The organism is Rhizobium sp. BK176 (assembly GCF_024808055.1).
This window is the reverse complement of record NZ_JANUBV010000024.1, coordinates 15361-40110: the sequence shown is the minus strand read 5'-3', so window position 1 is coordinate 40110 and position 24750 is coordinate 15361. Positions and strand designations below refer to the sequence as shown.

Below are 24750 nucleotides of genomic sequence, written 5' to 3'. Positions count from 1 at the left end.
CGCAGATCTCTAGCGCACTACACACTAAGGATTAGGAGGGCACTTGGAGCGCCAGGTCCGCGATCCAATCGCCACCGCGTTTATCAGAACCACGTCGAGCGAGTTTCCCACCCCCGAAAAAGGACTGTGCGTTGACATGGAATCTCCTTTGCCTGATCCCGCGTCGCGTTGTGACCTACGACCACACTAGCAAGGATTGGACCCGCCGCGTTGTCGTCCTGCAAGCCCTTCTCAAGAAACCTGTTCCGAGTAAAAGGCTATGAGCCGGATGATCCTTGAGACCGGCCAGCAGGAACTTCATGGCCCACCTGGGCTTGCCGACTTTGTAGAACGTGATGGCAAGATCGATGAGCATCCACGACCGCTGGTTTTTCCGAAGCGACAGGACCGCCCTATGCTTTCGCAAGATACGGAGCATACCGATCATCTGCTTGCGCGGATTGGAGGAAATGCTGTCTGCTGAAGCAAAGCCAAGAACGACCGGCTCGATATCCTCGTAAACCGTCGTGTGTTGGACGAGCCTGATCGCGAATTCCCAATCCTCGTTGGCGCGAGCGCAGCTATCAAACCAAGCGGTGTACGGCAGGCAGTCACGCCGAAAAAGTGCGTTCTGCACACTAATTCGGTTTTCCGTCAGGAGATGGCTCAGTTGATCTTCGTCCACGCGCAGGCATGTTTCTGGTTGCGGTGCGTATGCGACGCGTCCTGGGCCATAGTTGAAGCGGGCGTCCCGGCCGTAAACGATCTTTGCGCCCGTGAGGGCGCCAACATGATGCGGCATACCCGAGAGCAGTGTTACCTGTTTCATGAGCTTTCCGGGCAGCCAGAGATCGTCACTGTCCTGGAAGGCAATGAAACGTCCTTTGGCTTCCATAAGCCCGGTGTTGCGGGCGGCCGCTGCCCCCCCATTGATCGACCGGCGTACATAGCGCAGCCGGGGGTCGTCGATCGCCTTGATGACCCCTTCCACATCTTCTCGCGAACCATCGTCAACGATGATCAGCTCGAAGTTGGTATAGGATTGTGAAAGAACACTTGCGATAGCTGCTGGGAGGCTGTGCGTCCGATTGTAGGTAGGTAGTATGACGGAAACCTCAGCAGTCATCGTGGCCCTCCGGGCGCATACTCTTTCATCGCTTCGATAGTGTCATGATTATACAATCTCGAATCTGTCGAAAAGACAGACCAAAGCGGACTATGCCCTATCCTTTAGAGGAACTGCTGTCTCGGCACAGGGTGATGGAAAGAGGGCGTACATAGACCACACCAAAGGTGGCATTGTCTCTGATCAAGCCCGCATCCATACTGCTTTACTAAATCCTCGTTGAAGGGATCTCGACGGTTAAGCAAGGGAATAAATGACGTGGCGAAGATTGTGCTTGTAGCGCCAACGTGCAACGGGGAAGATGTTGGCGAGGCATGGGTGGCGTCTCAATGGGCGCGAAGGCTTTCCGAGCGTCACGATGTAACACTGCTGACGTATTTCAAACGCGGAGCCAGGCCCGCCAGCGAGCAAATGACCGGCATAAGGGTCATCGAGTGGCAGGAGCCGCCATTGCTTGGCCGAGCGGAGCGATTGAACAGTCTCATGAAACCAGGCTACGTGCCCTTCTACATCAGGGCCCGCCGATGGCTGATCTCAGCGCTAGAGAGGGGAGAACGCTTCGACATCGTTCATCAACCAGTCCCGGTTGCCATGCGCTACCCGTCACCTGCGGCGAAGCTGGGGCTGCCGCTGATCATCGGTCCGGTTGGTGGCGGTTTGTCAACGCCAGCGGGCTTTGCTGCGGACGAGGCGTCCAGCCCTTGGTTCATGAAGCTTCGGCATCTGGACCGTATGCGGTTACGCTGGGACCCAATGTTGCGCGCCAGCTTCCAAAGCGCCGATTGTGTCCTCGGCATCGCCAGCTATGTACGTGAACAACTTGCCGGGATTCCGTTGCAACGTTTCGAGGTGATGAGCGAGACCGGCCTTGACGGCATCCCGGCGCCCATCGACAGATCAGCGCGACCTAATCCGATAAAGCTGATCTATGTCGGCCGCCTCGTGCGAACCAAGGGCGCGCGCGACATCATTCGCTCCATGAACTTGATTCGCGATTTGCCTGTTGAGCTCGATATCGTCGGAGAAGGTCCGGAGCGGTCTGAGTGCGAACGGCTCATCGCCGAACTCCATCTAGGCGACCGTGTGCGGTTGCACGGCTGGCGGCGGAAGGAAGAGTTGCCGGAGCTTTACCGTAAGGCCGATATCTTCGTCTTTCCGAGCTATCGAGAACCGGGCGGGAACGTGGCGTTGGAGGCTATGGCGTTCTCATTGCCGTTGATCGTCGTCGATCGCGGCGGGCCGGGAAGTGCCGTGTCTTCCGGCTGTGCGATTAAGCTTCAGGTCACGACACCGGATGCTCTGGCTATTGATATCGCTGCGGCCATCCGAAAACTGACCGTGGATCAAGATCTGCGAAACAGGATGGGGGCGGCTGCCTACGCGCATGTGGGCCAGACTGCACTCTGGTCGGCAAAGCTCGACCGGATGGACGCAATTTACGCCGATCTTATCAACGCGTCTCAACGCGCCGGCGCGCTTTGAGGCCCCGCGGCCGAGAAGAGTGCGGCGTATAAGGCTGCCCGATGTCCGGGGCCAAGCGTCATGCGCATCGTCTCGCCGACGATGATGCCGAGGCGGAAAAACAAGGTGGCGAAGGCACTGTGATGCCGACGGAAGTAGCGTATGCGATTGGACGTCATAAGCCCTGAAAGATAGGCGTTCTGGTGATACTCGCCGCCGGAATGTGCTACGCAGGCATCGGCCACATACGCGACCTCCATTCCGGCACTCCGCACCCTTTCCATGTAGTCGACCTCCTCGCTGTAGAGAAAGAAGGTTTCGTCCCAGGAGCCGACTGTTTTGCGCGCCTTGGCTGAAATCGCCAGGGCTGCACCGGTCGCCCAGTCGACTGCGCCGCCGCGTCTGTAAAGATCGGGTGAAGCAACGATTTCGCCGAGACCGAGTTTGGCTGCCAGCTTCGTTCCGAGGAGTGCGTCCGACCAGATCGTGAGGAGAGACGGCTCGCGCCTCACTGAATGGGCAACTGTTCCATCATCGTTGAGGAGTTTCGGGGCAACTACGCCGATCGCATCATCCGAAAGCCGCCGGGAGAGAGTGCGAACACAGCCCGCCTGCAACCGAATATCCGGATTGAGGACCAGGACATCGATCTCTGGGGCAATTGTCGCGACAGCAACGTTGATCCCACCTGCATAGCCGGCATTTTTACCCGTTTCTATCACCGTCGCGCCGATTGGATGCGCCTGCGCCAAGGCGACGGAATCGTCGTGAGAAGCATTGTCGACGATAATAATCTCATATCGATCTGTGCCTTCAAGGCCGCTCGCAAGAGAATCGAGCATTCCCGGTAGAACTCCGGCGCTGTTGTAGGTGACGACTACGAGAGCAATCCCCGCATTGGTGCTGAAGCATGGTTCAGCACCAAGCGGGACCTTTTTCGACATCGCATCCATTTGCCTTTTCTCACTTTCGTTGCGATTTGGCTGCGGGTAGGATGCCGCCACATTGTCCAAAGATGGCCTCTGATGAAAGACTGTCGAGAGAGGTAGGGATACGAGACGCAGACAGGCGCCGTCATCCTGAAAGGCTAGTCGGGCTTTAGAAAAGATCATCCTATTGGCGAATGAGAAGATAGTCCTCACCCGATCGGGACTACGGCTTTAAGCCTTTGCCATGAGGATTAGGTCGCATACCCGTTTAGTATAGCACCTCCAATTGGTGCATTCATCGGTTTCGACCCTACTCACTTGCGGCATTCCGTAAGTCTTTGAGAGCGGTGGTTAGGGCGATCGAATTTTCTAATATGATTTTATTGCAGCTGGCGTTTCGCGCATTGAGGCGGAGAAACCGTTCGGTTGTCCACTTCTATCGTTCAGGGTTTTCTATGGCCAATGATGTTCATGATAGCCGAGGGTCGAACGGGGGAATGCCCGGAGGGTTCGCAGAGCGCCATGCAGCCGGCGGCATCAATGCCGCGGACATGCGCTTGCAGGCGCTCGCCGCCACATCCTTATCAGCCAGCAGCAGGCTGGATCCGCTTCTGCAGCTTGCTTTAGCTGGTTTGCCGGCCATGCACCGCAACGGCATTTTCGGGCACACATTGCGCGGTCAGCATTCGACATCAGGGTGGAACACGCGGCTGGAAGGGGAAAGCATTCGCTATGCAGCGATGGTCGCACTCGGCCTTTCGCGCGTGAGCGACGAGGTTCAGCGGCAAGTGCTCGGTTTCGGCAATGCTGCAGATCTCGCCAAGATGACCGCGCAGCGTGCCGAGTCGTCGCAGGACATCGGTGCGTTGGCGGTCGCGACATGGGCAACAGTCGAGATCTCCGGCGACCGGCCCTCCGCTCTCTTTCTCAAGCTCCGGGACTACCTCGCGGCCGACGTTCCCATCGCGACGGTCGCGTGCTCCTGGGCCTTAACAGCCGCTGTCGCGGCGTGGGGATGGGGACCGGCAATTGAGGTGGCGCATCTGGCCCGCAGGAAGCTTCTCTCGGGTTGGTCGGGCTCGGGGATCTTTCCGCACGTGCTGCCGTCCACCTCAGCCGGTTGGCTGCGCGGTCATATCGGGTCCTTCGCCGACCAGGTTTATCCGATCCAGGCGCTGGCGCGCTTTCACGTCGTGACGAACAATAGGGAAGCGCTCACGATCGCGGAAACCTGTGCGGAGACAATATGCGCTCATCAAGGCCCGCAAGGACAGTGGTGGTGGCATTATGATGCGCGGACGGGCCAGGTCACGGAAGGCTATCCCGTCTACAGCGTGCACCAGCATGCGATGGCGCCCATGGTCCTGCATGAACTCCATCAAGCCGGCGGCAAGGACCGTCTCTCGGCGATCGTCAAGGGTCTCCACTGGATCTATGAACATCCGGAAACGTCTGCGGAGCTGATAGATGCCGAACGAGGGGTGATCTGGCGGAAAGTGGCACGGCGCGAGCCGGGCAAGGCCGTTCGCGGGGCGGCCGCGATGACGACTGCCGTTTTCCCGGCCTTATGGTCTCCGAAACTCGTCAATTACATCTTTCCGCCGATCCGTGTCGACCACGAGTGCCGCCCCTACGAGTTGGGCTGGCTGCTCTACGCTTGGCTTTCAAGCGATGTCATCACCCAGCTTGCGTTGGAAGCAAGCACCGAAAACAACCAAAAGGCTCGGGAGGGCTGAATGTCGGGCAGTCGGCAACTCTTATTCGGAATGTATCTAGACGCAATGCGCATGGACGAGGTCATCGACAAGTGCCGCGCGGCACTCAACACGCGCAGTCGACTGATGCTCGGCGTCGTTAACGCAGCCAAGATCGTCAATCTTCGCAAGGACACGCAACTGAGGGATTCCCTGATTGAATGTGACCTTCTGCTTGCTGACGGCCAGTCAGTGGTTTGGGCGAGCAAGCTCTTTCGGCGCCCGCTTCCCGAGCGGGTGGCCGGGATCGACATATTCCAGCGGTTGCTCCGGCTGGCCAACGATGAGGAACGCTCCATCGCGCTTCTCGGCGCGCGGCCCGAAGTACTCAGCAAGTTGGAAAAGGTCATCGCCGAACGTTTCCCTGAAGCGAGAATCGTATTCAGCCGTAACGGGTATTTCGGAGCGGGCGAGTCGGCCGAAATCGCCGCGGGAATTCGCGACTCCGCCGCTGACATATTGTTCATCGGCATGACTTCGCCGCTGAAGGAGATCTTTCTTGCCACTCATGCCGCCTCTCTCGGTGTCCCGATTCTGCATGGCGTGGGCGGTTCCTTTGACGTGATGGCGGGCCTCACGCGTCGCGCACCGCTCGGGTGGCAGAAGGTCGGCATGGAATGGGCCTATCGCGTGTTGCTGGAGCCACGGCGCCTCTGGTGGCGTTATCTGTCGACAAATACACGCTTCATTCAATTGACGGCCGTGGAGGCCATTCGTCCGGCCCGCGCCTTTCGGCACAGCTAATACGGACTCTAGCGACATTGGTGTTTTAAAGGGGTAGGGGTTTATGAGCGAAGTTTTCAAGGGCCGGCTGGCAATCCTGGGATTGGGCTACATCGGCCTGCCGACTGCTGTGGCAATCGCCACCCGGGGCGTCGATGTCGTCGGCGTGGACATAAACCCGGCGATCGTCGCGGCCGTATCGCGGGGAGAGGTGCCATTCACCGAACCCGATCTCGCCGTGGCTGTGAGCGGCGCCGTGGCGATGGGTCGACTGACCGCCACCTCTGAACTCCCAGAGGCCGACGCCTTTATCATTGCCGTACCCACTCCCTTCAACGAGGATCGCTCGGCAAACTTGTCTTTCGTCAAAGCGGCGGCGGAACAGATCGCCTCTCGGCTCAAAGTCGGAAACATCGTCGTGCTGGAGTCTACCTCACCCCCCGGGACGACCGAGCAGGTATGCAGATGGATTTCGGCGCTCCGGCCGGATCTAAGGATGCCGCTTGACGGCGAGAACGGCGCGGACGTCTACATCGCACATTGCCCCGAGCGTGTGCTGCCGGGCCGCATCATGATTGAGATTGTCACGAACGATCGGGTCGTTGGTGGTCTCACGCCCAAATGCGCCGAAAAGGCGGCTTCGATATACCGTCTGTTCGCGCAGGGCGAAATCCTGCTGACGGATGCCGCAAGCGCCGAAATGGCGAAGCTGGTCGAGAACGCCTACAGGGACGTGAACCTTGCATTTGCAAACGAGATTTCGCTTGTTTGCGAAACATTGCATATCGATGCCTGGGAGGTTATCCGGCTCGCCAACAGGCACCCGAGGGTCAACATCCTTAATCCGGGGCCCGGCGTCGGTGGACATTGCATTCCAGTCGATCCCTGGTTCATTGTTGGTGCAGCGCCCGAGCAGGCCCGACTTATACGGACAGCGCGAGAAGTGAACGACCAGCGGCCGCATCATGTAGCGGGTCAGGTTGTAGAAAAAGCCCAAAGGTTCCGTTCACCGAAGATCGCCTGTCTGGGCCTTACCTTCAAGGCCAATGTGGACGATGTCCGAGAGAGCCCCGCCATCGAGGTGGTCGATCTTATCGCAAAGTCTCTTCCCGAGGTGGAGGTGATTGTGGCTGATCCCTATGTTGACAAGCTTCCCAAGGAGTTGTCCGGCCGTGACAACTTGCGTCTCGAGGGAGCACATTCGGCTGTCGAAAACGCGGACATCGTGGTGCTCCTGGTCGAGCACGATCCATTCAAAACGATCCGCCATACTCGGCTTGGAGGCAAAGTCGTCTACGACACGCGTGGCGCATGGCGCCAATAGGGGCGAGTGCCGCCAACCGATGCGGACGAAGAGATCCTGACAGCAGCCCAGCAAGGCAAACCACAGCCTCAGCTGATCGCGCGCATCATCTGGCGCTTGCGGTCGGAGTAAATGTGATGCTGCGGGCTTCCATGCCGCCGCCGGCGTATATGGCAAGCAATCGTGTCTCGACGTGGCGTGACCGCCCGCGAATGACCATCTCCCAAATACGGACCTGCTTCAGCATGCGAACCAGTTGAGCTTGCCATCGCGTCGCACGTCGGGCAAGCCTCGCGGATCTGCCCGACGATTCTTGACCGCGCCGGCGCTGGAATCGATGGTGGAGCAGCAGCTTGGCGGGCAGAGCAGCAAATAGCAGTAACAAGATCTTTAGTCCTGATCGCCGTGCAATGAGCTATGCGGGTTGTCGAGGTCGCGGACGATGTCGCCAGGCGGTTTGGTATTGGGCCCCCAGGGAACAGGTGAAGGCCTACAATTGCTAGCCTCTTGGGGCCCGATGCTAAGGTGGCACATCGGCTCGCCAGCGGGCGCATGTGCAGACTATTCAACGTGGACTTGCCTGCAAACAACGCGAACAATTTTTCGACAGAAGCATAGCATTGGGTCGTGCGTAGCTTGTCCCGATGATCGACATCCTCCATCACGGTACGCTCTGCCAAACAAGCGTGCGGATCACGCCAGTCGACAAAACACGCGGCGATCCGATCGACTTCCATGGACACGTGGCGGAGTTCGGGTTGATCCAACGCCGTCGAAGCCAGCCATGGCTGTGTGGACGTCAAGGCGTTGAAACTTAATTGGTCACAGCGACAGTGTCGGAGTCTGCTGTCTTTTGTAAATGGCTAGGCGGTTAGCGGTTCTCCAAAAGGCCGATTAGCAGGGATTTGCTGTGCTGCGGCTGGCGTTCTTCGCCTGCGGGAGCGTAGAGCGGGCAGCATCGCGCCGAATTCCACTGGCCGCTCGGCGTGGCCAAAGAAATGTTCGATGGCGCACACCGCACGCTCTGATGCGCGTCCGTCGCCATAGGGGTTGACCGCCCGGGCCATTGATTGATACGCGCTCCGGTTCGTCAGCAGGGTCGCGACATTGGTAACGATTGCGTCTTCGTCCGTCCCTACCAGACGAACCGTGCCAGCCTCGACGGCTTCTGGCCGCTCCGTCGTGTCGCGCATCACCAGTACCGGCTTGCCGAGAGAAGGCGCTTCCTCCTGCACGCCACCGCTGTCAGTCAAAACGATAGAGCAATCGCGCATCGCCCGAACAAAGTCGGAGTAGTCGAGAGGCTGCGTGACCGTGACGTTGCCGAGGCCTTCGAGCGGTGGCAGAAGGACAGATCGCACGGCCGGGTTAAGGTGTGCAGGCAGGAGGAAGTTGACGGTTGGAAACATTCGGGCAAGGCGGGCGATGGCGCCTGCAGTGCGTTTCATGGGCTCGCCCCAGGATTCGCGTCGATGGGTAGTGATGAGAACGGTTCGCTTGAGTCCAAAGTCGCCGTTTTCGATGGGGGTGTTTCGTCCCGACACCTGAAGGAGAGCATCGATCACGGTGTTGCCGGTGACCACAATCTCGTTTTCGGGCACGCCATCGTTGAGGAGGTTTTGCTTCGACACCCTGGTCGGCGCGAGGTGAAGCGTGGCAAGCCGAGTGGTCAGGCGACGGTTAATCTCTTCCGGGAAGGGATTGGTGTCATCCCCAGACCGCAAGCCTGCCTCGAGATGGATGAGCGGAATTCTTTGATAGAAGGAAGCAAGGCCTGCTGCAAAACAGGAAGTCGTGTCACCCTGAACCAGAAGTGCGTCCGGCCGCTCCGCATCGATCACCGCGGATACACCCGTAAGTACACGGGAGGTGATCGTTTCGAGCGTCTGGGATTGGGTAATGATGTTGAGGTCGTGGTGAGGCTCGATTCCGAAAAGACGGTTCACCTGATCAAGCATCTCGCGATGCTGACCGGTTACGGCCACGATGGGGCGGCAGAAGGCAGAGCGGCCAAGGGCATCTATTAGCGGCGCCATTTTAATGGCTTCAGGGCGTGTGCCATACACGATCAAAATTTTCCGCATAAACTTTTCCTTCTTTTCGTGAAAAGTGAGCAGGTCGCAGCGTCTTTCTGAGGCCCGCCCGCTCTCGGTCGTATTGGCACATGATCAGGCGATCGCGGGCGGGTGTATAGTTCCCCAATGGGCGTTGCACCCGGTCCGCGCGGCAGGTTCGGATAATCCCTTCGGCGACCATCTGCCACCTATGGATAAGGTCCTATTCGGTAGGAAAATGATGCACGCGCGCCCGTCGGATCGCCCCAACGCGGAACGAGCAGCGCAGTCATGTGCCTGTAACCGAGAGCGGTTTAGCGATCCGTCGCGCCGGCTACCCGCACGATCAGATGAGGGTGGACTGGTCGACCGATCATCGAAAGGCGTAGGCAGGTTTCCTCCAAAGTTGGCGGCAGGCAAGGCTTCCTAATCCACAGCCTCCGATGCCAGACTCTCGGTACTGATTTAGAGGCGCGTCGTCGCATAGGCTTGGCCGCCAGCGAGACTGCCATGCTGACGGGAGCCGTCATGGGTTATAATTTCCAACTAAGTGTGGTGATCCCTCATCTTAATGAGCCGGAGAATCTCAGAGCTTGTCTTGCAGCGCTGGATCTCCAGCGAGCGTCTGCCGGCCGAATAGAGATCATTGTCGTCGACAACGGCTCGCACGAAATGCCCTTTAATGCTTGTAGCGGAGTAAGCGACGTCCGCCTGGTGCGTGAACGTATCCCCGGCCCAGGACCGGCCCGCAATCTCGGCGCGTCACTTGCGACCTCCGATCTGATCGCATTTATCGACGCAGATTGCGTCGTGCAGCCGGGTTGGGCAAAGGCGATTGTCTCGTTTATGGAGGCGACGCCTGGCGTGGATATTGTCGGGGGGGATATTGGCATTTTGCGGAAGGATGCATCGTCGCCCACGGGCATAGAAGCGTATGAGGAGTTATTCAGCTATCGCGCACGCCTTTACGTCGAGAAGCATAGTTACACCGCCACCGGAAACATGGCAGTTCGAAGGAGTGTGTTCCACGCGGTCGGTCCTTTCGGGGGCATCATGACGATGGAGGATACCGAGTGGGGGAAAAGGGCGGCAGCAAAGGGCTACCGCATCGCCTTTCTGGAGGAGGCACGGGTTCTCACTCCCTCCTGCACGTCGTTCTCCGAGCTGGCGCGCCGGTGGGACCGTCACGTTGCCCATGCCTTCGGCGATGTGCGCAGCGGCAAGTCCTCGTTGATGCGCTGGCTAGCGTTGACGATTTTGGTCGCGGCTTCACCCCTTGTGGAAGTTCGAAACGTATTGACCTCCGGGCGGATCGCCGGGGTCAGAAGCCGGGTTATCGCTTTCGCCTGGCTGACGCGGGTGCGCCTCTATCGAGCCAGAAAGATGCTGGCTCTAACACTGTCCGGAAAAGCCTCCCCACTTGTTGAGGGGTGGAACAGAGAAGCGGATACATAGGGCGCGAGGGAGGCTGTTTAACGCAGCGAAACGTCAAGCCGCCCTTAGACGCGCAGTTACTTTGTCAGGGCGTTGAGCGCGCCATGTATCGTGCTGATCGGTCTTCTTCCCCGCTCATTCGTATGGGCGGAAAGGAAACTCTCCCGACGAGTTTCCGTGCTCACTTTCCCTGATCATCGGAGCCAGTCAAAGTTCAATCAAATTCGCTCGCTGCCGCGATGTTAGGCGGAGAAACAATTGGTCTGCGATTTAGGTCATGTAGGACGGTATTGAGATTGCGCGCGTGAACAAGGTTTCCATTCCCCATCGACGCATATCCGACCGAAAGAATCGATGACGCAATGTCGGCAACCACCGCCCGTGCCGCGGCAACGTTAGTCTTGCAAAATGGGAGGCCAATTGCCGGTCGTGGCGGCGGCAAGCAGGCCCTTTTCGCGCCTACGATTGCGGCGCTTACGCAGCGGATTGTGATTGGCTACTTCCAATGCGGCGGCCAGATAAGCCGCGCGCACAGCCTCTCGTAGCTTCGGGGAGGCGCGGCGTTCTAAGACGCGTCTGTAGATTTCAAGCTGGAAGGCCACAGCCCGCTCTAAGGAAAATCGCTCATCTACAAAATGTCGACCAAACCGACCAAGATCCGCTCGTCTGCTGGGCTGATCCATGACACATCGAATTTGCGCTGCAAGACGATCCGTTCCACGGGCATTGTCGGCCAAACCGTAGAACCCCTGCCTCATGAACAGTTCGGAAGTCTCGGGACTGAACAACTCCGAGAACGCCTGTTCTCCCTGAACAACGAGCGGGCGTCCGATAGCAAGTGCCCGTAAGGCAGAACTTCCCATCCCGATGACAAGGTCTGCCGCCGCATAGGCTTGTCGCGGATCCAAATCTGCTCCTGTGAGGATAATCACTGTGCGTCCGTGACGGCGATTGACATCGTCCGCCCGCTTTTGCAGAGCATTGCGGGCCGGGCCGTCGCCGACGAGGATCAGCTTAATTGGCTGGGAATCGGCGATTGTGTCCACTGCATCGATACCCCTGACCAATGCGTCCAACTTGAGATCCAACGCTAGTCGTGAAACGCTTACCACAAGGAACTCGTCGTCTTTCACATTGTGCTTGCGTCGAAAGCCGTCACCATTGATCGTCGGGTTGTCACGAACAACGTCGATGGGTGGCTCGAGGACCCACACATCAGCGCGATGTCCTCTACGCGCCTCTTCGCCAAGTTCCGCAGTACCCATGATTAGCGGAACAGACGGGGGCACATATGGCATGACCTGCATGCTTAAGACGGTGCACAAAAGCGGGACATTTAGTGCCAGCGACGCGCCAAAATAGCCGTCGAGACAGGTTGACCATTCGTAGGTATGAATAAGGTCTACGCGTTCTCGACGCGCTATCGTAGCTAGTTCAACAATGCGAGTTGGAGCTGGCCGATATCGCAGGCCGTGAGCCGGTAAAAACCGTAGTCCTTTCTCGCGAATGTAATCCACAAGTGGGCCAGGCACGCCGTAGACCAGTACTTCGTGGCCCCGCTCTGCCACACCAGCTGCCAGGTCAATTGCGTTGATCTGACTGCCCCCAATGGAAAGATCATGCGGATACACGATTAGACGCAAGTTTGACTCCACTTCCGCACTTCAGAAAACACGATATTTAAGAATGGAAACATATTATACTCAGATATATTTCATCTATGCAATTACGTCTTGCACTGTAGTAGTTATAGGAATGATCCGCCGGCTAAGTGCTACGACTTTTTGGTAGCATAATTACCGATTTTTGTTCCATTTACTGACAAGCGACAAAGTTGTTCTCTGAAAAAAGAGAGGGCACGGTTCCGGCGCGATCGCAGTCACCTCCTCCCTCCACGTACTGAGTAGGAAGCAAGGGGAAGCGTCACGACATGATTGCACCAAGCGTTACGTTGGGTGACGGCGTCGTTATTCATCATCCAGATCTCGTCAATTTGTACGGCTGCACGATCGGGCGCGGTTCACGCATCGGAACCTTCGTCGAGATCCAGAAGAATGCAACAATCGCGGAGAACTGCAAAATCTCCAGCCACTCTTTCATTTGCGAAGGCGTGACCATCGAGGACGGAGTCTTCGTTGGTCACGGCGTGATGTTCACCAACGATCTGCATCCACGCGCAGTGAACGTGGATGGCTCTCTTCAGTCCGATGCGGATTGGTCGGTCGTGCCGACGGTTGTGAAGCGTTACGCCTCAATCGGTAGCAACGCGACTATCGTTGCCGGCATAACCATTGGTGAAGGCGCGCAGATTGGCGCTGGCGCCGTCGTTACCAAGGATGTGCCTGCCTACGCAATTGTTGCTGGAGTGCCAGCGAGAATCATCGGTCGCGCAAAAGATGCGCCAGTCGAAGTCATTTCATCCGGGAGAGCAAGATGATTGGGGTTGCCGTCGTCGGTTACGGGTATTGGGGACCGAACCTGGTTCGAAATCTTGCAGAGACACCCGGCGCAAAGCTTATCTGGGTGTGCGATCTCAAGAAGGATCGCCTCGCCGGCGTCCAGCTGCGCTACCCAACGGTCCAGATTACAGACGATTTTGACGAGGTGTTGCGCGATCCCCGCGTGGACGCGGTCGCGATCGCGACGCCGGTATCGGCTCACTACATGCTGGCTATGAAAGCCCTGATGGCAGGCAAGCATGTCTTTGTTGAAAAGCCGATGGCTTCGACTTCCGAGGAAGCTCGGCGGATGGTTGAAGAGGCCGCGCGAAGACGGCTTATTCTCGCAGTGGACCACACGTTTATTCATACGGGTGCAGTTCGCAAGATGCGTGAAATCATCGAGAATGGTCTCGGAGACATTTATTACTATGACTCGGTGCGCGTGAACCTCGGCCTTTTCCAGCATGATGTCAGCGTCATCTGGGATCTCGCCGTCCACGACCTGTCTATCATGGATTACGTCCTGCCTGAAAAACCGGTGGCGGTCTCAGCGACGGGCATGGGACATGTTGCGGGCGAGCCTGAGAACATTGCCTACCTGACGCTCTTCTTCGAGAGCAAGCTAATCGCGCATATCCATGTCAACTGGTTGGCGCCGGTCAAAGTGCGTCGCACGCTGATCGGGGGCAGTAGCAAGATGATCGTCTATGACGACCTTGAGCCGAGCGAGAAGATCAAGGTCTACGACAAGGGCATTACTCTCAACGGTAACCCGCAGACTGACGGTGAAAAGGTCTATGACATGCGCGTCGGATATCGGACCGGCGACATGTATGCGCCCCAACTCGATATGACAGAGGCGCTCGGCCGCGAGCTCAAGCAGTTTGTGGACTGCGTTGTCACCAACAGCCAACCAATCGCGGATGGCCACGCAGGACTTCGGGTTGTCCGCATCCTCGAAGCCGCCACACAGTCGCTCGCTCAACGTGGGCGCGTTATCGAGCTCGAACAGGCGAGGCTAATTGCATGATTCCGCTTCTCGATCTACAGGCCCAGTACGCATCGATCAAGGATGAGGTTGAACCCGCCGTGCTGCGCGTTCTCGCATCGGGTCACTACGTTCTCGGCGTGGAAGTCGCTCGTTTCGAAGAGGAATTCGCGACCTATTGCGATGCCAGTCATGCCATCGCTGTGAACACCGGTACAAGCGCATTGCATCTCGCGCTGCTCGCCGCTGACGTTGGTCCAGGAGACGAAGTCATCACCGTCGCCTTCACATTCGTCGCGACGGCGTCCGCAGTCTGCTATACCGGCGCTCGTCCGGTCTTTGTGGACGTCGATCCAGTCACACTCACCATGGACCCGGCCAAGCTGGAAGCCGCTATTACCTCGCGAACGAAAGCTATCATGCCTGTCCATCTTTATGGACAGATGGCCGACATGGACGCAATCAAGGAGATTGCTGACAGATACGGAATTCCGGTCATTGAGGACGCGTGCCAGGCTCACGGTGCCGAATACAAGGGACGGCGCGCCGGAAGCATCGGTGCCTCGGGCTGCTTCAGTTTTTACCCAGGCAAGAACCTTGGGGCCTGTGGCGAAGGGGGCATCGTCGTCACCAACAACGACGCGCATGCCAGGAAAATCAGAATGCTGAGGGACTGGGGCCAGGAACAGCGATATCATCACACCCTCAAGGGCTTCAATTATCGCATGGATGAAATACAGGGAGCGATACTTCGCATTAAGCTCCGGCATCTCGAGGCATGGACAGAAGCACGCCGCGTGCGCGCCGAGCATTACTCCGCTCTTCTGGCTCAATCGCGGTCGGTGCGGACCCCAGTTGCGGCAATCGACCGTCGTCACGTGTACCACGTTTACGCCGTACGCACCGGTAATCGCGAGCAGCTTCAACAAACACTCCGGTCAGAGGGCATCCATTCGGGCCTTCACTATCCAATCCCGGTGCACCTGCAGAAAGCTCATCTGGACCTTGGGTATCAGCCGGGAGATCTTCCTGTATCGGAAGCTGCAGCCCGCGAAGTCCTTTCGCTGCCAATCTATCCGGAGCTGACATTGAAGCAGGTCGAACGAATTGCTGCCGTCGTGGAGCAGGATGCCTATGTCAGTTGATTCCATCACCGGTGCGCGCCTTGTCCTTGCCGTTCACGGCCGTCAGAAAACGGCATTAGATCCCGACTATGTCGTCCAATTGGCCGAGGAACTGAAGCAGTCCTATGGTAGGGCAGGGCTTGTGGAACTCTACGCGCGCTTTGCGACTGGTGACGGTTTTGTCGACAGTTTCATGCGCAGGGCAATCTGGAAGAGCCTTGCGCGCGAATGCGGCAGCGGTTTGCAAGTCGGAAGTGGTGCCGGTTTCAAGCATCCCGAAACCTTCGAAATTGGCGACGGCGTGTTTGTTGGCGCACAGGCCTACATCCAGGGACGCTTTGACGGCACTTGCCGGATTGGCAACAACGTCTGGATCGGGCCCCAAGCCTACTTCGATGCGCGTGATCTCGTCCTTGAAGATCACGTCGGATGGGGACCCGGCGCGAAGGTACTCGGCTCAAGCCATACGGCGATACCGGTCGACATGCCGATCATTCGGACCGATCTCGAGATAAAGCCGGTCCGTGTCGGCGCATGGGCAGACATTGGCACGAATGCGACCATTCTTCCCGGCGTGACCATCGGCAAGGGTGCGATTGTTGGCGCGGGCGCGGTCGTTGTCGATGATGTCGCTCCCTTTTCTGTGGTGGCCGGCGTTCCCGCGAAATTTCTCCGCTGGCGAGCGGAACAGGATTCGAGCGAAACAAATTCGGAGTGTTGAGTATGAAAGACAAGAGAATATTGATCACCGGCGGCGCGGGTCTTATCGGCTCGCACATTGCAGATCTCGTCGCTCGCGAGGAGCCGCGGGAAATCCTGATCCTGGACAATTTCGTTCGCGGCCGGCGTGAAAATCTCGCTGATGCCATCGCGATGGCTCCTGTAACCATAGTCGAGGGTGACATCCGGGACCGGGCGCTTCTCAAAGAGGTCAGCCAGGGCATCGACGTTGTCTTTCACCAGGCAGCTATCCGAATTACACAGTGCGCGGAGGAGCCCCGACTAGCATTCGATGTCCTTGCAGGCGGGACATTTGATGTGCTCGAAGCGGCGGTGCAGGCAGGAGTTTCGAAAGTGGTCGCGGCCTCATCCGCCTCCGTGCTCGGGTTGGCGGACATCTTCCCCACCACCGAGACACATCACCCCTATAATAACAGGACGATCTACGGGGCTGCGAAGGCTTTCAACGAAGGGCTGCTGCGCAGCTTTACGGACATGTATGGCCTGCGTTACGTCGCGCTTCGCTACTTCAACGTCTACGGTCCGCGCATGGACGTCTACGGCGCCTATACCGAAGTCCTGATCCGTTGGATGGAACGCATTGCTGGCGGTTTGCCGCCGATCATCCTTGGCGATGGTACACAGACAATGGATTTCGTGCATGTGCATGACATCGCACGGGCCAACCTCCTTGCCGCAAAGTCCGACGTAAGCGATGAGGTGTTCAACGTGGCGAGTGGCACCGAGACGAGCCTTCGAGAGCTTGCGGCTCTGCTGACCAAGGTCATGGGCTCGTCCCTGGAGCCGCAGTTCGGGCCGGCGCGCAAGGTCAACGCCGTGCCGCGGCGTCTGGCTTCCACCGAGAAGGCGGAGACGATGCTCGGCTTCCGATCTGAGGTGACCATGGAAGAGGGCCTGCGGGATCTCGTTGAATGGTGGCGCCAGGAGAAAACCCTGACTGCAGGAGAAGCTGCATGAGCCAGATCCCGGTTGCCAAGCCTGTCCTGGACGAGCAGGAGGTTGAAGCTGTCCGCCGTGTCATTTTGTCGGGGTGGGTAACGCAAGGCCCAGAAGTGGCAGCGTTCGAGCAGGAGTTCGCAGACTATGTTGGCGCGCAACACGCATGCGCGGTTTCCAATTGTACGACGGCACTCCATCTTGCCCTAAGGGCTGTCGGCGTTGAGGCCGGTGACGAAGTCATCACCGTCAGCCACACATTCATCGCCACCGCAAATGCAATCCGCTACTGTGGCGCTATGCCTGTCTTTGTCGATATCGAAAAGGACGGCTATAATATCGATCCGGATCTTATCGAGGCTGCCATAACGCCTCGTACAAGAGCCATCATCTGCGTCCACCAGCTTGGAATGCCCTGCGACCTACATCGCATCGTTGCCATTGCATCGAGGCATGGAATCCCTGTGATCGAGGACGCCGCTTGCGCAACAGGCAGTGAGATTCTCTGGAAGGGACGCTGGGAAAAGATTGGGAAGCCGCACGGCGACATTGCCTGTTTTTCCTTCCATCCCCGAAAGGTCGTGACCACGGGCGATGGCGGCATGCTGACGACCGCCAACCCGGAGTACGACCGGAAATTTCGTCTCTGGCGTCAGCATGGGATGAGTGTCACGGACGCGGTACGGCATGGGTCCAGACAGGTTATTTTCGAATCCTACCCTGAGTTGGGGTACAACTACCGGATGACCGATATGCAGGCCGCGGTCGGTCGCGAACAACTCAAACGCCTTCCGGGCATCGTCGCACGACGGCGCGAAATTGCGCGCCAGTATACCGAACAACTTCGCTCAACAGCCAATGTCATGCCGCCAGTTGAACCAGCCTGGGCGCGGAGCAACTGGCAGAGCTTCTGCGTCAGTCTGTCTGGATATCTCGATCAGCGGGATATCATGCAGGAACTGCTTGATCGCGGCGTATCGACCAGGCGCGGGATCATGAATATCCATCTGGAAGAAGCCTATGCCGAGCCTGGGCTGTCTCGCGTTGCCGCGAGCCTGAAAGAGAGCACCGCAGCGCAGGAACATTGCATCATACTTCCCCTGTACGCGCAGATGACGGACATCGAGTTGACGTCTGTCGTCGATGCTATCAAGGCGTCGCTTTATTCGTTCCAGATGGTTGAACGGGCGGGTTGATCCGCCGGCCATCCCTTAGAAGAGAACGGGCAGGCATTGGTCGCAGCTGAGAGCACGCGTCCACGAAACCGGTGCGTAGCGGCTTGTGACGTCCCTTGCGCACTCTGCGCGCCAATTCCTGCAGTGTCATGCGCGGCAGGCGACGAGCGCTAAGACCTTCGTCGAAAGCGAACCACGACATCATCGACCAATATTGCAGGCACCTCGCCGCGAGCTTGGAGACGTGGTGGGATCGGCGCTGCGACAAGCTTCTTGTCGTTGACTTCCACCGGGGATTTACGTCACAGCGACGGTAGACAACCCAGAAATTCCCTCAATCCCTGCCAAGGGACATCTGGGGAAGCAGCGTCGTGGCTCGTTCGCCGAGGGGCTGCGTGGATCGGATTTCGTCGAAGGTTCTTCCCTTGGCCTCTCTTGCCAACTGGTCACCCCATTGCTGTCTAAGTAGCGCACCACTTCACCAACGAAAATTGTGTATACCAGCCTTGGGAACCCTGCCGAGGCATGAAACGCACTTGTCCGTCGCCTGAATGCAGCTTCTGCTCCTCCCAACGTGTTAGCCTCACACGTGGCCGGTTTGTGCCGCATGGCACGGTCAACAGGTACCAATCGCCTGTCGCCGACGGAACAAGAGGAGTGTGGTGCATTAGCCGCCGCGAGGAACGAGGAGGGGACGGATCATTCTCGGAAAGACGTGTTCTGGCAGCAGGCTGGCGAGTGTCCTCAGGGAAAAGAAACCCACAACCGTCGTGATGGCCAGTCCTACGGCCGTCGCTTCCCAGAGCGGCAGAAGCTGAAAAGCCCCGAAAACCGTTGTCGCGATAGGAAGATAGGCAAGTATTAGTCTACGATTGGCGAGTGACCAGCGAAACTCGGTATACCGTCGCGCGACGTAATACACCAGACCGGTGTGCCAGACATAAAGGCAGAAGAATGCGAGGCCGGCGCCCGCAGGTCCCAGTACCGGCACGCACAGCCATGCGATGCCGACGTGGACAACGGTGGCAGCAACTTCCGACCAGAAAAATATCCCTTTGGCACCTTTCGCCAGGATGATGAATCCAATCGGCCAAGCGACAATTCGAAGCATCATTCCGAGGCAGATCCAACGGAGAATGTCGACCGCATCCCGAAATTCGGAGGAATAGAACAATGCCATCACCGCCGGGGCAAGGGTCAGTGTTGCGATGAGACCTGGGCCAGCCAACATGATGCTGATTTCAGTTTGCTCGTTGACGAGGCGGTTACACTCAACGTTATCACTGGAGACCGCCGTCAGCCGGGGGTAGAAGTCCGTTCCCATGGCCTGCAAGATGAAGCCTGCGTAGAGGCCGCCCAGAGACCATGCCGCTTGATACAGGCCGGCTGCGTGCAATCCGTCCTCTGACGCCACGATTAACCGGATCGCGTATGCGCTGCCCATCGTCAGGAAACCGCTTGCCATGAAGACGATGCCCAGCTTGAACAACGCCGCTGTTTCCTGGTACGCCCGACGCGCCGTAAGAGAAATGCTCGGGATATCGATCCGGCGGCTGAACCACCAGGAAGCGACAAAACTTGCGCAGGCCGCTGCCGCCAGCGAAATCGCAATGCCTGGCTTTCCGAGAAAATAGACAAATGGCACTCCGATCACCAGGCTGAACAGACCTCCAAGAACGCTCATCCAGGCGAGACCGGGGATATCACGTGTCCCCTGCATGAGTGCCGTGCGGCCACCGGCTGCTACCTGGAAGAAGATGGCGAGCGAGAGGATCATCACGCCGGCGGTGTGTTGTCGGTCCCCAAAGGTCAATTGTGCCACGAGTCCGGAAAATGGCAGCAGCAACACCGCTCCTAGGAGCCCGAGAAGCAGCGAGACGCGTCTTAAAACGGTTACGACCTCTGCTACTCGGAGAGTGTCTTGCTTATTGATAGCGGCGATCTGGCGAACGCCGCTTGCATTGATCCCCATTCCAGCAACGGTCTGGGACATGTCCACGATCGAGTTGTAGAGTGCCATCACGCCGATGCCTTCAGGCCCAAGGAGCAGCGCCATCGCTTTGTTACGAAGGATCGAGAACACCACATTTATAACGGATGATCCGCCAATGAGGACGGTTGATCTGATGATCTGGATGTAACTTCTGTTACCGTCGCCAACAGGGAGGGTCATAAACATTCGTCCAGATTTGATCGAGTTCGCCAGGATTTCGTTGTTACCGCAGATGGATTATTGACCCGGGGTCGGCGCAGTGACCTCACCTTCGTCTGACGAATTTGACGCTAATGGTTGCAACTCCGCGCGCAAGGTCACCTTTAGCACGTCGCCGGGCGCCATCGTTGACGTCTCAGATGCGTCTATCTCAGCGCTCTTTTCACTCTTGGCAGGTCGGACAATCGTGAACTGAAGCCTCGGTGGTTCGCTTGATTGAATGGCGCTGCTTGACGACAAGGCCTCCGTCAACAATTTCTGCGTGGTCTCTTTCTTCAATCGGAGCTGACTTATCGTTGCCTGCTCCGACTGCAAATCGGACGCGATTTGCGTTTGTCTCTTGTCGTAGAGTCCTTCCAGATCCCGCGTCGTCTGGCTTATGCTTTGGCGCGCACGCATGATTGCAACGGTCAGATCGAGGCGATCGTTCTGATAACCTCTCATGACACGCTCGACGTCTGCTTGACGGGTTGCGACAATGGCACCTTTCTCGATGAGGGCGATCGTGCTTTCAAGTTGTTGTTGTATCGACGCAATATTGAGATCCGTGCTTTTGGTCTTTTCCTCGAGAACTTTTATCTCCTCTGACAGGAGGTCGCGCAGGGCACCAAGAGATTTGGACTGTCTGGAAAGTTCGTTGGCTCTGGCGGAAAAAATCGTTTGCTCCTGCGTGTAGATGGCATCCGGATAGGCCGTTGCGTCAGAGTTCTCCTTTGGAGCTTGAAAAGACTTCTCCCCGGCCAATTCGGCCTTGAGGCGGGCGATCTTCACTGTACTTCGGACGATCGAATTATCGATCTCCTTCAGGTCTCCAACCATTTTTGTAACATCGGTGGAGCTCTGTAAGTTGCTGGCAGCGCGACGCTGGCCCCCGCCCATTGCCAAGGCCTGAAGGACGGTGATCCCGCCGTGGAAATCATACTCGCCAGGCTTCTCGACATCGCCAACGACATAGATGGGTGGGTACTTCAAGACTTCGACGGTGGCGGCGGGTTCATCTACCAGTCCGATCTTTTCCTTTAGCCGCTTTGCTATGAAAGATGCCAGGCTCACCTCGTCCAGCTGGTCAACCGAAATCGGACCGAGGAGTGGAACAGAAATGGTCCCTTCCTCCGACACGGTATACTCGCCACCGACGGTTGCCCATTGCTCGTAACTGCCCTTGGTCGGCATCCACTGCACGAGCGTTAGACGGATTTTCGTATTTGGAAAAAGAGGGCTCGCAACAGCTGAGCAGACCCCGGTCAGAAAAGAAGCGGCCACGGCGAACGTGATGGCCCGCGAGATCCCGCTGAGAAACTTGCTGCTGCGTACCCGACGTTGCTGTTCTTGCATCAGCTAGGTTCCGGATTGTCTACAATACTCAAGATACTCGCCGGACATCAAACGGGTCGATGTAAAGCAACATGATCTGGCGTTATATTAGTTTTCCCAGCATTCAATGTGCAAGTGCGCACGTATAACCAATAATGCTTACAGTTTAACCCCGTTCGGGGAGGAACCAAGACGAAAGGTTGTTCGCAAGGTTTGACGCAATCGACTTGGTTTTCATATGGCATCACCCAAATGGACTAGCGGGCACCAGGCAACGTCTCCACTATAGATGAACTATCGTCGCCCCGAAAACTGAATGAAGATGTCGGTCAAACTACGCCGCTCTGGTTCTCAAGTTCGGATGAATTCGCAATGGGTGACATTGATGTTGGTTTCTATCTTTCCATTCTGCGACGGAGGCTGCCCTATATCCTCGTATGCGTGACTGCGACCACGCTGATCGCTCTGTCAATCGCTACCCTCATGCCACGCAGCTACATGTCGGCTGCGAAGATCCTTGTCGAGGCACCGCAGATTCCAGTGGCTCTGGTCCAATCGACCGTTCCCATAAGTTCACTTGGCCAATTGCAGATCATCAAGCAGCAACTGACAACACGTGACAATCTCGTAAAACTGGCGGCCAAACTGAATATCTATGCCGGTGAAAAGGAACAGCCTCCGGTCGATTCTCTTGTTAAGAATCTTCGCTCGAGGATCATTTTTGAGCAAGGCGAGGTCAGCAGCGCCGATGGAGCATCTGTCTTCACGATCGGCTTCGAGGCCGGCAGCGCGACCCTGGCGGCAAATGTCGCAAATGAACTCGCAACGTCCATCCTGACCAGCAATCAGAAGCAAAGAAACGACAGTGCCGGCAACACGCTGCAGTTTTTCGATGAGGAAGTGAAGAGGCTCGACGGTGAACTCAATCACATCGAGGCGGATCTCCTGAAATTCAAGAATGACAACAGGGACACGCTGCCTGAAAGCCTCACATTTCGCCGTACCGAGCAGAGTGGATTGCAGGAGCGGTTGATATCTCTTGATAGGGAGCAATCGGACTTGCGCACCAGGCGCAGTCTTCTGGTCGAAACCTACATGGTGACCGGGAAGTACCCGACCGGGGAACCGCTGACTGCCGAACAACAGATGTTGCTCGATCTTAACAAGGCGCTCTCCGATCAGCTGACGGTATTTGCAGAGACAAGCCCCAACATCATTTCATTGAGAGCTCGTATCGCCGCCTTGCGAGCGAAGGTCGTTCCAGAGAAGCAAGGGAACGGGGATTCAAAGGCTCAATCTGGGTTGGACCTTCAGCTGTCCGACGTCGACAGGCGCATAGACGCCATCGATAAGGAAAAAGTGCAAATTACAGCAAGGATAGCGGCCCTCAATCAATCCATCGTTGCTACGCCGGCAACTGATATCCGATTGAATGCCCTGGAACGCACACTCGCGAACACGCAAACCCTGTACAACACGGCGATCGCCAAGCGGGCGGAGGCATCGCTCGGCAAGCAGATCGAGACACGGTCGGATGGTGGACGCTTCTCGCTTCTAGAGGAAGCCACGGCACCGCTGGAACCGATGCGATCGAAGCGTCGCTTTATCGTATTTGCTGGTTTTGCTGCGGGGCTCGCATTGAGTTTTGCAATCATTGCGCTGCTTGAATTTTTGAACAAGACGATCCGCCGGCCAAGTGAACTCGTCCAGATGCTTGAGGCACAGCCGTTAGCGGTGATCCCATTCATCCCCACACCTTACGAAAATCGAACGCCGCCCTTGAAACGAAAGCTCAACAGCGTCACGCGAATGTTCCGCTGACAGAGAATGAGGCACGGATGACGTGCGTTAATGTCAAATTAAAAACCGAGTAACGTCATGGTTCGACGTAGGGATCGAGGACAGGTAATGGAATCTGTTGGCAGATCGTCGCGTAGTAGAGGAATTTCCGAGATGGACGATCGCAGTCTTGTCATGTCCGAGCCGCTCGGAATTGTAAGGGGGGCATGGGAAGGGCTTTCTCCGCTGGTCGTTGACCATGAGGCAGCCGCCAATAATCGCATCATCACCTTGAATCGATCGTCTTCGGCCCACGCCGCTTTCGACATGATGCGCACGAAGCTGTTGCGTATCCTCAAACAAAACAACTGGACCTCGGTTGCGATAACATCTCCCACGCCGGCCTGTGGCAAGACCTGCATTGGGCTGAATCTTGCCTTCAGCCTCGCCAATCAAAAGGATTGCCGGACGGTCCTGATTGACCTTGACCTCAGGCGCCCGCAGATCGGCAAAACGCTCTCGATCAGAAGTTCAGGCTCTATCGAGAGCTTCTTGAAGGGCGATGCGGGTTTGCGAGAGACATTCTTCCGTTACGGAGACAACCTGGCAATCGGACCAAACCGGCATCCAGTGCAATTTTCGGCCGAGCTCCTTCAAAGCGCCGCGGCCGCAAAGTCCCTCGAAGAGATGCGTCAGGAAATGAAACCAGACGTCATCCTGTATGATTTGCCCCCGATGCTCTCTACCGACGATGTGCTCGCCTTTCTTCCGAACGTGGACGGGGTCATTCTTGTTGCCGCATCCGAACAGAGCACGGTCAGTGAAGTCGATATCTGCGAGCAGAGCCTGCGTGAAAAGACAAACGTGCTCGGTGTTGTGTTAAACAAGAGTGCCTATAGCCAGGAACAATACGGCTACTAGACCGGTGCGGAATCCATAGAGGCGAAGTCGACGACGAAGAAGTTAAACACCTTCGGTCAAAAAAGGCGTGCAGTGTAGGGGGATCCATCCTCGCTGCTGCGAGCGTGTCGAGCCTTGCAGCGACCCTCGGGCCAGTTCGCGGTCTTCGGCACCGTCCGCCAGGCCATAGCGCGACTGCGCGGGAAGCCGTGGCCTTGTTTTCGAGGACGTTGAGACGCGGTCCCGTGTCGTTGCCGCATTGATTCTGCCTCATTGGCCACGACGTCGGCGTTTCGATCACCATTTTGCTAACTGTACCTTCCGACGGCACTCCCATTCGAATGTAGCTCGTCAATGTCATTGGCAGTCCCCGCTCG

At 57.3% G+C, this 24750-nt stretch carries 19 protein-coding genes; 13 read left to right on the top strand and 6 right to left on the bottom strand.

Translation table 11 applies throughout. The features are described 5' to 3' along the window. Window positions 1-175: 175 nt before the first annotated feature. Window positions 176-1105: a glycosyltransferase family 2 protein gene (locus tag FHT76_RS35480; protein WP_183756531.1), complete on the bottom strand. Its 930-nt coding sequence runs from the start codon at window positions 1103-1105 to the stop codon at window positions 176-178. 258 nt (window positions 1106-1363) lie between these two features. Here FHT76_RS35480 and FHT76_RS35475 point away from each other — a divergent pair, with 258 nt between their 5' ends. Beyond that, window positions 1364-2587, top strand: coding sequence for a glycosyltransferase family 4 protein (locus tag FHT76_RS35475; RefSeq protein ID WP_183756530.1), 1224 nt, complete (start codon window positions 1364-1366; stop codon window positions 2585-2587). On the opposite strand, the gene FHT76_RS35470 is transcribed toward FHT76_RS35475, so the two are convergent. Continuing rightward, window positions 2566-3510, bottom strand: coding sequence for a glycosyltransferase family 2 protein (locus FHT76_RS35470; RefSeq protein WP_183756529.1), 945 nt, complete (start codon window positions 3508-3510; stop codon window positions 2566-2568). The two genes, FHT76_RS35475 and FHT76_RS35470, sit on opposite strands and share 22 nt — an antisense overlap. A gap of 482 nt (window positions 3511-3992) precedes the next feature. Here FHT76_RS35470 and FHT76_RS35465 point away from each other — a divergent pair, with 482 nt between their 5' ends. From FHT76_RS35465 to wecC, 3 genes are read left to right on the top strand one after another with little or no spacing between them, the layout of a single operon-like run. Then, window positions 3993-5231, top strand: coding sequence for a hypothetical protein (locus FHT76_RS35465; RefSeq protein ID WP_246712810.1), 1239 nt, complete (start codon window positions 3993-3995; stop codon window positions 5229-5231). A 30-nt stretch (window positions 5232-5261) separates the two neighbouring features. Then, on the top strand, window positions 5262-5993 hold the full coding sequence (locus FHT76_RS35460; RefSeq protein WP_259186349.1) for a WecB/TagA/CpsF family glycosyltransferase: 732 nt from the start codon (window positions 5262-5264) through the stop codon (window positions 5991-5993). A gap of 43 nt (window positions 5994-6036) precedes the next feature. After that, complete coding sequence (wecC, locus tag FHT76_RS35455; RefSeq protein WP_183756527.1) at window positions 6037-7296, top strand: UDP-N-acetyl-D-mannosamine dehydrogenase; 1260 nt, start codon at window positions 6037-6039, stop codon at window positions 7294-7296. Between the two features lie 842 nt (window positions 7297-8138). Here the strand turns inward: wecC and wecB are convergent. Beyond that, complete coding sequence (gene wecB, locus FHT76_RS35450; RefSeq protein WP_183756526.1) at window positions 8139-9359, bottom strand: non-hydrolyzing UDP-N-acetylglucosamine 2-epimerase; 1221 nt, start codon at window positions 9357-9359, stop codon at window positions 8139-8141. 498 nt (window positions 9360-9857) lie between these two features. Between wecB and FHT76_RS35445 the strand changes: the two genes are divergently transcribed. Then, complete coding sequence (locus FHT76_RS35445; protein ID WP_246712809.1) at window positions 9858-10784, top strand: glycosyltransferase family 2 protein; 927 nt, start codon at window positions 9858-9860, stop codon at window positions 10782-10784. A 374-nt stretch (window positions 10785-11158) separates the two neighbouring features. Here the strand turns inward: FHT76_RS35445 and FHT76_RS35440 are convergent, their stop codons facing one another. Beyond that, complete coding sequence (locus tag FHT76_RS35440; protein WP_183756524.1) at window positions 11159-12406, bottom strand: glycosyltransferase family 4 protein; 1248 nt, start codon at window positions 12404-12406, stop codon at window positions 11159-11161. A 287-nt stretch (window positions 12407-12693) separates the two neighbouring features. On the opposite strand from FHT76_RS35440, the gene FHT76_RS35435 reads away from it, so the two are divergent. The 6 genes from FHT76_RS35435 to FHT76_RS35410 are packed head-to-tail and all read left to right on the top strand — an operon-like array spanning window position 12694 to window position 18189. After that, complete coding sequence (locus FHT76_RS35435; RefSeq protein WP_183756523.1) at window positions 12694-13200, top strand: acyltransferase; 507 nt, start codon at window positions 12694-12696, stop codon at window positions 13198-13200. After that, a complete protein-coding gene (locus tag FHT76_RS35430) occupies window positions 13197-14234 on the top strand; it encodes a Gfo/Idh/MocA family protein (protein WP_016557437.1) in 1038 nt (345 codons plus the stop codon). Before FHT76_RS35435 ends, FHT76_RS35430 begins: the two co-directional genes overlap by 4 nt. After that, the gene (locus FHT76_RS35425; RefSeq protein WP_183756522.1) at window positions 14231-15337 is read left to right on the top strand and encodes a DegT/DnrJ/EryC1/StrS aminotransferase family protein; all 1107 of its coding nucleotides are present in this window, start codon (window positions 14231-14233) and stop codon (window positions 15335-15337) included. Before FHT76_RS35430 ends, FHT76_RS35425 begins: the two co-directional genes overlap by 4 nt. Continuing rightward, window positions 15327-16037: a DapH/DapD/GlmU-related protein gene (locus FHT76_RS35420; RefSeq protein ID WP_183756521.1), complete on the top strand. Its 711-nt coding sequence runs from the start codon at window positions 15327-15329 to the stop codon at window positions 16035-16037. Before FHT76_RS35425 ends, FHT76_RS35420 begins: the two co-directional genes overlap by 11 nt. A 2-nt stretch (window positions 16038-16039) precedes the next feature. After that, a complete protein-coding gene (locus FHT76_RS35415; protein ID WP_183756520.1) occupies window positions 16040-17014 on the top strand; it encodes an NAD-dependent epimerase/dehydratase family protein in 975 nt (324 codons plus the stop codon). Beyond that, window positions 17011-18189 carry a DegT/DnrJ/EryC1/StrS aminotransferase family protein gene (locus FHT76_RS35410; protein WP_183756519.1) on the top strand — a complete coding sequence of 393 codons (1179 nt, stop codon included), beginning with the start codon at window positions 17011-17013 and terminating at the stop codon, window positions 18187-18189. The genes FHT76_RS35415 and FHT76_RS35410 overlap by 4 nt, the downstream gene beginning before the upstream one ends. 646 nt (window positions 18190-18835) lie before the next feature. On the opposite strand, the gene FHT76_RS35405 is transcribed toward FHT76_RS35410, so the two are convergent. Together FHT76_RS35405 and FHT76_RS35400 are read right to left on the bottom strand one after the other, a co-directional pair. Further along, window positions 18836-20341, bottom strand: coding sequence for an O-antigen translocase (locus FHT76_RS35405; protein ID WP_183756518.1), 1506 nt, complete (start codon window positions 20339-20341; stop codon window positions 18836-18838). 57 nt (window positions 20342-20398) lie between these two features. Then, entirely contained in the window at window positions 20399-21715 is a 1317-nt protein-coding gene (locus tag FHT76_RS35400) for a polysaccharide biosynthesis/export family protein (protein WP_183756517.1), read from the bottom strand. 351 nt (window positions 21716-22066) lie between these two features. Between FHT76_RS35400 and FHT76_RS35395 the strand changes: the two genes are divergently transcribed. Both FHT76_RS35395 and FHT76_RS35390 read left to right on the top strand, forming a co-directional pair. Next, window positions 22067-23515 carry a Wzz/FepE/Etk N-terminal domain-containing protein gene (locus tag FHT76_RS35395; protein ID WP_183756516.1) on the top strand — a complete coding sequence of 483 codons (1449 nt, stop codon included), beginning with the start codon at window positions 22067-22069 and terminating at the stop codon, window positions 23513-23515. Between the two features lie 132 nt (window positions 23516-23647). Next, window positions 23648-24394 (top strand): CpsD/CapB family tyrosine-protein kinase, encoded by a 747-nt coding sequence (locus tag FHT76_RS35390; protein WP_183756515.1) that lies wholly within the window; start codon window positions 23648-23650, stop codon window positions 24392-24394. The last annotated feature ends 356 nt before the right edge of the window (window positions 24395-24750 follow it).